The organism is Dietzia sp. SLG310A2-38A2 (assembly GCF_014145095.1).
In the GTDB taxonomy this organism is placed as follows: domain Bacteria; phylum Actinomycetota; class Actinomycetes; order Mycobacteriales; family Mycobacteriaceae; genus Dietzia.
This window is the reverse complement of sequence record NZ_JAALDX010000203.1, coordinates 1-10,596: the sequence shown is the minus strand read 5'-3', so window position 1 is coordinate 10,596 and position 10,596 is coordinate 1. Positions and strand designations below refer to the sequence as shown.

10 protein-coding genes are annotated in these 10,596 nt (G+C 70.7%); all 10 read left to right on the top strand.

Annotation, left to right across the window (positions count from 1 at the left end; all coding sequences use genetic code 11):
• Positions 1 to 562 precede the first annotated feature (562 nt).
• The 10 genes from G6027_RS07790 to G6027_RS07745 all read left to right on the top strand — a co-directional run bounded on the left by G6027_RS07790 (position 563) and on the right by G6027_RS07745 (position 10,533).
• The gene (locus G6027_RS07790) at positions 563 to 1,180 is read left to right on the top strand and encodes a tetratricopeptide repeat protein (RefSeq protein ID WP_187702710.1); all 618 of its coding nucleotides are present in this window, start codon (positions 563 to 565) and stop codon (positions 1,178 to 1,180) included.
• Between the two features lie 5 nt (positions 1,181 to 1,185).
• A complete protein-coding gene (locus tag G6027_RS07785) occupies positions 1,186 to 2,184 on the top strand; it encodes an HAD-IIA family hydrolase (protein ID WP_346995658.1) in 999 nt (332 codons plus the stop codon).
• A gap of 10 nt (positions 2,185 to 2,194) precedes the next feature.
• Positions 2,195 to 2,410 (top strand): hypothetical protein, encoded by a 216-nt coding sequence (locus tag G6027_RS07780; protein WP_346995657.1) that lies wholly within the window; start codon positions 2,195 to 2,197, stop codon positions 2,408 to 2,410.
• Positions 2,410 to 3,228, top strand: a complete 819-nt coding sequence (locus G6027_RS07775) for a TlyA family RNA methyltransferase (protein ID WP_241726923.1) — start codon at positions 2,410 to 2,412, stop codon at positions 3,226 to 3,228. The genes G6027_RS07780 and G6027_RS07775 overlap by 1 nt, the downstream gene beginning before the upstream one ends.
• A 20-nt stretch (positions 3,229 to 3,248) precedes the next feature.
• Positions 3,249 to 4,154, top strand: coding sequence for an NAD kinase (locus G6027_RS07770; protein WP_182636677.1), 906 nt, complete (start codon positions 3,249 to 3,251; stop codon positions 4,152 to 4,154).
• A gap of 9 nt (positions 4,155 to 4,163) precedes the next feature.
• Positions 4,164 to 5,909 carry a DNA repair protein RecN gene (recN, locus tag G6027_RS07765; RefSeq protein ID WP_182636672.1) on the top strand — a complete coding sequence of 582 codons (1,746 nt, stop codon included), beginning with the start codon at positions 4,164 to 4,166 and terminating at the stop codon, positions 5,907 to 5,909.
• 59 nt (positions 5,910 to 5,968) lie between these two features.
• Entirely contained in the window at positions 5,969 to 7,141 is a 1,173-nt protein-coding gene (gene steA / locus G6027_RS07760) for a putative cytokinetic ring protein SteA (protein ID WP_182636671.1), read from the top strand.
• Positions 7,138 to 8,070 (top strand): copper transporter, encoded by a 933-nt coding sequence (locus tag G6027_RS07755; protein WP_241726922.1) that lies wholly within the window; start codon positions 7,138 to 7,140, stop codon positions 8,068 to 8,070. Before steA ends, G6027_RS07755 begins: the two co-directional genes overlap by 4 nt.
• Positions 8,071 to 8,146: 76 nt before the next feature.
• A complete protein-coding gene (locus G6027_RS07750) occupies positions 8,147 to 9,958 on the top strand; it encodes a CTP synthase (RefSeq protein ID WP_182636670.1) in 1,812 nt (603 codons plus the stop codon).
• 5 nt (positions 9,959 to 9,963) lie between these two features.
• Positions 9,964 to 10,533, top strand: a complete 570-nt coding sequence (locus tag G6027_RS07745; RefSeq protein WP_182636669.1) for an NUDIX domain-containing protein — start codon at positions 9,964 to 9,966, stop codon at positions 10,531 to 10,533.
• The last annotated feature ends 63 nt before the right edge of the window (positions 10,534 to 10,596 follow it).

The following is a 10,596-nucleotide window of genomic DNA, read 5'->3' as shown; positions in this document are numbered from 1 at the left end:
GAGTAGGTCACCGCCGAACACAACTTCATGACCAGCGGGAGGGACTTCTAGTTCCTCCCGCTGGTCTTATTTGTGCTCCATACTTCAACAGCAGTGCCGGTAGCCCGGCGCACGTAAGGTGAACGACGTGAACGAACCCCGGTCAGAACATCCAGATCGCACCCCCCGGCGTGGCGATGGTGACGTACCGCGTAGGGGCGACCGGGCCTCCAGCAGTGGCCGGAGAGACAACAGCTCCTTCGGTGAACGTCGGGGTAAGCGCTACGACGGGTCGGGTACCGAAGAATCGGGTCGTCGTCGTGCCGCCGGCAGCGAGGTGCGGGGCGATCATGGTGGTGCAGGCCGGACCGGAGGACAACGGACCGGCGCCCCGCGTGCGGGGCAGGGTCGCGGTGACGCCGGCACCGATCGGCGTGGCGCGGCGACCCGTGGAGAGCCCCGTGGTGGGGGACGACCGGGAGACGAACGGCGCTCCGGTGGTCGGCCGGGACAGGATGCCAGGCAGGCCGCACGCGTCGACGAGCCGACGCTCCCTGACGACATCGAGGCCGCGGACCTCGACATGGAGATCCGGCGGGACCTCCGGGGGCTCGACAAGGCCAACGCCGAACTCGTGGCGCGGCACCTGGTCGCAGCGATGCACTTCGTCGACGACGACCCCGAGCTGGCCCTCGCCCACGGCAGGGCCGCGAAGAGTCGCGCCGGTCGGATAGGCGTCGTCCGGGAGACCCTCGGCGTGCTCGCCTACCGGGCCCGAGAGTGGTCCGAGGCCCTCGGGGAACTGCGAGCGGCCCGCCGGATCTCGGGAGGCCCCGGACTACTCGCGATGATGGCGGACTGCGAGCGGGGCCTCGAGCGCCCGCAGAAGGCCATCGAACTCGCCCGGGGCGAGGAGTCCCTCCACGTCACCGGTGAGGACCTCGTGGAGCTACGCATCGTCGAGGCCGGCGCGCGAGTGGACATGGGCCAGCTCGATGCCGCCCTGGTGACCCTCCAGGACGCGGGAGCCGACCCGGCGGCGGTGGGCGAGGAGGCGGCACGGTTGGACTACGCGTACGCGGAGGTGCTGTTGGCGTCCGGGCGGAAAGACGAGGCCGCCGCATGGTTCGGTCACGCAGTGGCTGCCGATCCGGACCATCACACGGACGCGGAGACGCGTCTGGCGGAGCTCGAGGACTAACCCGGGTGTCACCAGCCACTCTGTCGCAACTACACGACGCATTGCTCGTGGACCTCGACGGCACGCTCATCCGCGGTTCCGAGCCGATACCGGGCGCGGCCGAGGCGCTGGACGCCTCGGGGCTCCCCGTGGTCTACGTCACCAACAACGCGAGCCGTGCCCCCGCCGACACCGCAGCGCACCTACGCGAGCTGGGCTTCACGGCCCGCGCGTCCGACGTCATGACGAGCGCCCAGGCGGCGGTGATGATGTTGGCCGATCACGTCGGCGCGGGAGCGAAAGTGCTCGTGGTGGGCCACGATAGTTTCCGGGACCTCGCCAAGCAGGCGGGCTATGAGGTCGTCCTCTCGGCCGACGATCATCCGGAGGTGGTCCTCCAGGGCCTGTCCCGCGAGTTGACCTGGGCTGACCTCGCCGAGGGGTGTCTTGCGATCCGCCGTGGGGTCCCCTGGGTGGCGTCCAACACCGACACGACGCTACCCACCGAGCGGGGACTCCTCCCCGGGAACGGCTCCCTGGTCGCTGCGCTCCGTGCGGCGACGGATCGCGAACCCGTCGTGGCGGGGAAGCCGGCCGCGGGCGTCCTCAGAGCTGCGGCCGACCTGGTCGGCGCGACGCGTCCACTCGTCGTCGGGGACAGGCTCGACACCGACATCGAGGGGGCACTGGCCGCCGGTATGCCTGCACTCCTGGTCCTGACCGGTGTCCACGGGGCGGCCGATCTTCTGGTCGCAGACGAGCGCCGTCGTGCCACTCATCTGGCCCGGGACCTGTCGGCGCTCGCCGCGCCGCCGGAGTCCAGTCACATCGACTCGGCCGCCGGACTCGACGCGAGTGTGCTGGACGGGGCTCTCCACCTGGACGGAATCCCGGAGACGCTCAGTGGTGTCGACCTGGCGCGCAGCGTGATCCGTCAGGCGTGGCTGCACGGGGTGAGCACCATCGGGGATCCCGGTGACGGTGCGCGGTCGCGGCTCGCCGATGCGGGCCTCGTCGTGGGCTAGCGTGGACCGCGTGAGCACTCCCGGACCGACACCACTGCCAGGGCCCGCGGGCCCGGACGTCGACGAGCTCCGCTCGGCGTTCGATGATCTCCTCGCCGACTCCGTCGGGCCGTCGACGACCGACGGCGACGACGGCGGGGTGGTCCGCGACGATCAGGTCGGGGCCCTGGACGCCGCTCATGAACTGCTCGCCCGAGCACTCTCCGCCCTGGACTCAGCCCGCTGATGGCGGTCACGCGGAGGCGCCTGGACGCCGAGCTCGTCCGCCGCAAGATGTGCGACAGTCGGGAACGTGCTCGCGACCTCATCGGCTCGGGGCGTGTGATCGTCAACGGTGTGGCAGCCAGCAAGCCCGCGACGCAGGTGGAACCGACCACCTCGATCGCTCTGGCCGCCTCGAACGAACCGGACTGGGCCTCGCGGGGAGCTCACAAACTCATCGGTGCGCTGGACGCCTTCCGCGTGGACGTCGCCGGTGCGCGTTGCCTGGACGCCGGTGCCTCCACGGGAGGCTTCACCGACGTCCTGCTCTCACGGGGTGCCGATCGCGTCGAGGCCGTGGATGTGGGCTACGGGCAACTCGTCTGGCGCCTGCGCAGCGACGGTCGCGTCGGTGTCCACGACAAGACCAATGTGCGTTCCCTCACCCCCGAGGACATCGGCGGGGAGGTCGACGTGGTTGTCTCGGACCTCTCCTTCATCTCCCTCCCGCTCGTCCTGCCCGCACTGGCCGCGTGCGTCCGCACGGGCGGGGATCTGCTGCCGATGGTCAAACCGCAGTTCGAGGTGGGACGCGAGCGGGTCGGCCAGGGTGGCGTCGTCCGCGACCCCGCCCTCCGGATCGAGGCGGTCACCGGCGTCGCGCGGGCCGCTGCGGCGCTCGGGTTGGAGGCCCTCGGCTGCGTGGCGAGCCCGCTCCCGGGACCGTCCGGGAACGTCGAGTACTTCCTTCATCTGCACAAGACCGAGTCGGGGGTACCGGTAGAGCTGACTCCCCAGGCTCAGGACACCATCCGCCGCGCTGTGGAGGAGGGACCGAAGTGACGGACACGACAGGGCAGGAGATGCCCCGCAGGATCCTGCTCGAGGCCAACATCGAGCGGCCGGACATCGTCGCCACAGTCGCCCAGGTCGTCGACGACTGCGCGAACCGGGGGATCGCGGTGCGGATGCTCGCGGATACCAGCGAGAACGTGGCCACGGGGACGGGCGTCGAGTCGGTTCCGGACACTCCGCACGCGGCTGACGGGTGCGAACTCGTCCTGGTCCTGGGTGGGGACGGGACGTTCCTGCGGGCGTGCCAGTACGCCACCGCGGCCGACGTGCCGGTGCTGGGGGTGAACCTCGGGCATGTCGGGTTCCTCGCCGAGTCCGAGATCTCCTCTCTCCACGGCGTCGTCGAACAGATCGCGGACCGGGACTACCGGGTGGTCGAGCGCATGACGGTCGAGGCAACAGTGATCCACGGGAACACCGTGCTCGCCCGCGACTGGGCTCTCAACGAGGTGAGTATCGAAAAGGTCTCCCGACAGGGTGTCCTCGAGGCGTCGGTCGAGATCGACGGGCGACCGGTGAGCGACTACGGCTGCGACGGCATGCTCGTGTCGACCCCGACCGGGTCGACGGCGTACGCCTTCTCCGCTGGTGGGCCGATCGTCTGGCCGGAGCTCGACGCGATCCTGGTGGTCCCGAACAACGCCCATGCCCTCTTCGCCCGGCCCATGGTCGTGGCGCCCAGTTCGCGTGTCGCCGTGGAGACCGGGACCCGGTCGGGCCCCGCGGTGGTCGTTCTCGACGGGCGCCGACTGGTCGACGCCCCCGCCGGTAGCCGTGTGGAGGTGGTGCGCGGTCGACGACCGGTCAAGTGGGTGCGATTGGACGATTCACCGTTCACGGACCGACTCGTGACCAAGTTCGAACTCCCGGTGACGGGGTGGCGTGGCCGATCCGCAGTCCGCCCCCTCCCCTAGGGTGGGTGCGTGCTCACGGAACTTCGGATCAGCGGACTCGGCGTCATCGACGAGGCCGTGGCCGATTTCGCCCCGGGCCTGTCGGTCCTGACCGGGGAGACCGGTGCCGGCAAGACCATGGTGGTCACCGGTCTGAGGCTTCTGGCCGGGGGGCGCGCCGATCCGGGGCGGGTCCGCCGCGGTGCGGACAAGGCTGTGGTGGAGGGGCGGTTCGACCTGGCCGCCGCGGCGACGATGGATTCCGAGGACAGACACCAGCTGGACATGCTCCTCGAGGAGGCGGACGTGGAGCTCGACGAGGACGGGACGGTGATCGCGGCCCGCCGGGTCGGCGCCGACGGACGTTCCCGGGCCCGGTTGGGCGGCCGTTCCGTCCCCGCCGGCACTCTGGCCCGGTTCTGCTCCCCGGTTCTCGCGGTCCACGGGCAGAACGACCAACTCCGGCTCCTGCGTCCGGACCGGCAACGCGAGGCGGTCGATTCCCACGGGGGCGAACCGGCACGGGTCGCGCTGAGGGCATACCACGAGACCTTCCATCGGTGGCGTGAGGCCGAGAGATCGCTGGCGGAGCGAACCGGGCGCGCCCGCGAGCTGGCCCGCGAGGCCGACCTGCTGCGCCACGGGCTCGACGAGATCGACGCCCTGGACCCCAGACCGGGGGAGGAGGCCGAGCTCGACGCCGTCATCCGACGTCTCACCGATTCGGAGGAGTTGCGCGAGGTGGCGGGGCAGGCACACGAGACGTTGACGGGCGAGGGCGAGACGGCGGAGCCTGTCGTCAACGTCCTGGACCAACTGCGGCAGCGCCTCGCGGGTGCGGGGGACCCCGCCCTGGACCCCATCGCCACGAGCATCGACCAGGCCGTTGCCGCGCTCGGGGACGCCGCGACCGAGCTCGGCCTCTACCTGGCCGAGCTCCCGGTGGACGCGGCAGACCTCGATTCGGCCCTCGAGCGACGCCATGACCTCAGGGCGCTCACCCGGAAGTACGGGACCGACGTGGACGACGTGCTCGAGTGGGCCGCGAAGGCGCGGGTCCGACTGTCCGAGGTGGACACCTCCGACTCCGCGGTGGCCGACCTCACGGCCACGGTCGCGAGGCTCGCCGTCGAACTGGAGGAGCGGGGTGCCGAGCTCACCGCGATCCGCAGGGCGGCGGGGGAGGACCTGGCACGACGGGTCACGTCAGAGCTGGCCGAACTGTCCATGGGCGGAGCCGGGCTGGTCGTACGGGTCGCCCCTGCCGGGGAGGGCCTCGCCGCCGCGACGGAGTCCGGCCTGGACGACGTCGAGCTTGCGCTCGACGGACCGTCGGGAGTCGTCCCGTTGGGCCGAGGTGCCTCCGGCGGTGAGCTGTCCAGGGTGATGCTGGCGCTGGAGGTCGTCCTGGCCGAACGGTCCGGTGGCGGGACGTTGGTGTTCGACGAGGTCGACGCAGGAGTGGGTGGGCGCGCCGCGCTGAGCATCGGGAAGCGTCTGGCCAGGCTGGCCAGGACACATCAGGTGATCGCGGTGACGCACCTCGCGCAGGTCGCCGCGTACGCGGACACGCACCTCGTGATCCACAAGGCCGCGGACTCCACGGGTGGGGACGGCGTCGTGTCGGGTGTGCGCGCGGTCGACGACTCGGACAGGGTCATCGAACTCGCGCGGATGCTCGCGGGGATGGAGGACACCGACACAGGTCTCGCACACGCCGAGGAACTCCTGGGGAAGGCGCAGTCGGAGAAGTCTCAAGCTCAAGTCGACCGTTAACCCGACACGCCGACCCGACCTCCCTCGTCACTCGAATCACACGCGTGATACTCGGGCACATGAAGATGACGGGTCTGCTCAATCGCCGCTCCAACGACCTCGCCGGTGTGGTCGGCACCGTCCGCCATATCCGGGCGGGATCACCGATCCCCCGGAAGCTCGGCAGCAAGGACGTCGCCGTGCTCGACCTCAACCGGACGACGGCGGCCACTGCCCGCGCCGTGATCGACGCCGACGTCGCCGCAGTCGTCCACGTGCCGCGTTCCGGTGAGGAGATGCTGCCCCGGGCCGCGTTCCGGATCCTCGCCTCGGCGGCGATCCCGGTCATCGAGGACGCAGACCTCGCCGAGGTCGAGGACGGGACCCGGATCCGCGTCGACGAGGGCGTCGTCTACTCCGTCAAGACGGAGGGTCGGCTGGCCACGGGTCGCGAGGCCGGCCCCGCGACTCTCCTCACCGAGGTGCACGCGGCCGAGAACGGGTACGTCGAGTCCGCGCTGGCACACCTGGCCAACGCCACGGAGTTCCTCAGCCTCGAGCACCAGTTGCTCCTCGACGGCGAGGGCCTGCCCGAGATCGATGTGGACTTCACCGGTCGCCACGTGGTGGTGGTGACGGCGGACCGGTCCTCGGAGGCCCAGCTCGCAGAACTCAAGCCGTTCATGAAGGAGTACCGGCCGCTGGTCGTGGGTGTGGACGGGGGCGCCGAGATGCTGCGCACGGCCCGGATCTCCGCCGACGTCGTGGTCGCGACCCCCACCGGCGTCTCCGACGAGGTGCTCACGGACGGCGCGGTCCTTGTCGTACCCGCGGATCGCGATGGCAGGGCCGAGGGACTCGAGCGGGTCACCGAACTCGGCGTGGGAGCCACCACCTTCCCGGCCGCGGCGACCGCGCGCGACATGGCCCTGCTGCTGGCCTTCCACGGCGGAGCCGAGATGATCGTGGTGACCGGTGACGACCGCGGTCTCGAGAACGCCTTCGGCGCCTCCTCCGCTCCGTCGTCGACCATGGTCGACACCGCCGTGTCGTCCCGCCTCGTCCACGCCGATGCGTGTGCCACGTTGTACCGCTCGCGCGGCGCCGGGATCGGGCTGGCCCTCGTGATTCTCGCGGCGCTCGTCGCGGTCGCCGCGGTGGTGGTCGCCCGCGACTCCGCCCAGGAGCTGCTCATCTGGGCCATCGACACGTGGAACACCTTCGCGCTGTGGGTCCAGGGGCTCGTCCGTTGATCTCTCTGCGTCGCCACGTTCTCACGCTGGTCGCCGTGTTCCTCGCCCTCGGGCTGGGTGTGGTCCTGGGGTCGACGTCCGTGGCGACGTCGATCCGGGACGCTGTGGTCGATCGCGAGGAGACGACGGCGGCGCAGCTCGAGTCGGTCCGGGCCGAGTCGGCCGCCAGGCGACTCGCCGCCGAGCGGCTGGACGCGATGGCCGGTGAGCTCACCCCGCCGGTGCTGGACGGCACCCTCGAGGGGCGACCCGTGCTGGTCGTGGTCGCCCCTGGGGCGACCGACGAGGACGTCAGCGCCGCCGTCGACGTCATCGGTGCCGGCGGCGGAATCGCCGCGGGGCGGGTGACCCTCACCGACAAGGCGTTCGATCCGGATGCCGACGCCGAGGTGCAGGCACTCGTGGCCAACCTGCCGATCGGTGACGCTCCGGCCACCGATGCGGACCTGGGGACCCAACTGGGCACCGCGCTGGGCCGGGCCGGGTTGCTGCGGACCGAGGACGCGGAACCACATCTGGACGACGACGAGCGCGAGACGGTCCTCACCACCCTGTCGGACGCCGAACTCATCGAGTTCGAACCCGGCACGCTCCGACCCGGTCAGCTGGCGCTGGTCGTCACCGGTCCCGGCGAGATCGAGTCGACCGCGGTCCGGCTGGCCTCGTTCGCCCGGACCCTGGATCGCGAGGGTGCGGGAGCGGTCGTCTCGGCCGAGCTCACGGGCGCTCAGGGGTACGACGCGGTCACCGTGCTGCGCTCCTCCGGCGAGGACGGGGTCTCGACCGTCGACTCCGCGGGCTCGGACTCCGGCCGTCTTGCCACGGGGCTCGCGCTGGCGGAACAGCTCGCGCGGGGGCAGGGACACTACGGGCTGCGGCCTGATGCGACCGCGGCGGTGCCGTCGCTCCCCACCCCGCCCGCTCGGTGATAGCCTGAAGCCCCGTGGGGTGCACCGGAGCCTTACCAGCATTCATCCATTCCGGCGTCTGGACACGGGAGTCCCCTTGGCACTGAACCGAGCCGCATCGCGGTCCGCGACCAAGCACATCTTCGTCACCGGTGGCGTGGCGTCGTCGCTGGGTAAGGGGCTCACCGCCTCCAGCCTGGGGCAGCTCCTCACCGCACGCGGCCTCCGCGTGACCATGCAGAAGCTGGACCCGTACATCAACGTGGACCCGGGGACGATGAACCCGTTCCAGCACGGGGAGGTGTTCGTCACAGAGGACGGCGCGGAGGCCGACCTCGACCTGGGCCACTACGAGCGCTTCCTCGACCGCGACCTGAGCGCCAACGCCAACGTGACGACCGGGCAGGTGTACTCGGCGGTGATCGCCAAGGAGCGACGCGGTGAGTACCTCGGGGACACCGTCCAGGTGATCCCGCACATCACCGACGCGATCAAGGAACGCATCATCGCGATGGGCGCGCCCGACGAGCAGGGGCGCCGCCCCGACGTCGTGATCACCGAGGTCGGCGGAACCGTGGGCGACATCGAGTCCCAGCCCTTCCTGGAGGCCTGCCGGCAGGTCCGCCACGAGGTCGGACGCGAGAACATCTTCTTCCTCCACGTCTCGCTGGTGCCGTACCTCGCGCCGTCAGGTGAGCTCAAGACCAAGCCCACGCAGCACTCCGTGGCGGCGCTGCGGTCCATCGGCATAGTTCCGGACGGTCTGGTCCTGCGGTGCGACCGCGAGGTGCCGGACGGGCTCAAGTCCAAGATCGCGCTCATGTGCGACGTGGATCTCGAGGGAGTGGTCTCCACCCCCGACGCCCCGAGCATCTACGACATCCCGAAGGTCCTCTTCGGCGAGCACCTCGACACTCACGTCATCCGCAAGCTCAACCTGCCCTTCCGGGACGTCGACTGGACCGTGTGGGGTGAGCTCCTCAAGCGAGTGCACGAGCCGCGCGAGGAGGTCGAGATCGCCCTGGTCGGCAAGTACATCGACCTGCCCGATGCCTATCTGTCGGTGACCGAGGCCCTGCGCGCCGGCGGTTTCGCCCACAGGGCGCGGGTCAACATCCGGTGGGTGGAGTCCGACGCCTGTGCCACCGAGGCCGGCGCGCGTGAGGCCCTCCGGGGCGTCGACGGCATGCTGATCCCCGGCGGTTTCGGCATCCGTGGAATCGAGGGCAAGCTGGGCGCCATCTCGTGGTCGCGGAAGAACCGTATCCCGTTGCTCGGACTGTGTCTGGGTCTGCAGTGTTCCGTCATCGAGGCGGCCCGATCGGTCGGGCTCGAGGGGGCCTCGTCCAGTGAGTTCGAGCCGGACACCGAGCATCCGGTGATCTCCACGATGGCGGATCAGGTCGACGCCGTGGCCGGCAATGCCGATCTCGGCGGGACGATGCGCCTGGGTGCGTACCCGGCCGTGCTCACCAAGGGGTCGCTGGTGGCGGAGGCGTACGGTGCCACGGAGATCTCGGAACGGCACCGACACCGGTTCGAGGTCAACAACGCCTACCGCGACAAGGTCGCCGAGTCCGGTCTGCGGTTCTCCGGCACCTCGCCCGACGGTCACCTGGTGGAGTTTGTCGAGTACCCGCCGGAGCAGCACCCCTTCTTCGTGGCCACCCAGGCCCACCCCGAGTACAAATCGCGGCCGACACGCCCCCACCCGCTGTTCGCCGCGTTCATCAAGGCGGCCCTGGACTACGAGAACGAGATGCGGCTGCCGGTCGAGCCGTGGCGGGCCGACCAGTCGGGGGAATCCGCTCACGCGACCGTCGCCGCGCCGGACGCCAAGACGTCCAGCGTGCGCGCTGACGACGTCGATGCCGAGCTGACCTCCGACGTCCGCTCGGACGGAAGCTGATCCGCGTGTCCGACACCGGTGCCCCCGGGTCGCACGACTACCGGACCGTCGCCAGCCGGGAGATCTTCGACGGCCGGATCGTCCGGCTGCGCGTGGACACCCTCACTATGCCGGGCGGGGGCACCGCCGACCGGGAGATCTGCGGTCACGACGACGCGGTCGCGGTGATCGCGCTCGATGACTCCGATCAGGTGACGCTCGTCCGTCAGTACCGCCACGCGGTGGGGGAGCGACTCTGGGAACTGCCGGCCGGGCTGTGCGACGTCGACGGCGAACGGCCCGTGGAGACCGCACAGCGTGAGCTGGTCGAGGAGACCGGATTGGTGGCGCGGTCCTGGGAGCCGGTCATCTCGATCGTTCCGTCACCGGGGTTCTGTACCGAGCGCGTCCACGTGTTCCTGGCCAGGGACCTGAGTGAGGTGGCCCGGCCGGAGGCGCGGCACGAGGAGGCGGACATGGAGGTGGCCCGGATGCCGTTCGCCGAGGCCGTGGACGCGGTCCTGGACGGGCGCATAGTCAACGGCATCGCCGTGGCCGGGATCCTCGCCGCGCGCGCGTCGGTCGCCGGACGCTGACGGGGCGTGCCCCGATGACGCCGGCCGTACCGTGATGACCCGGTCGGACGGCGCCGCGGTCCA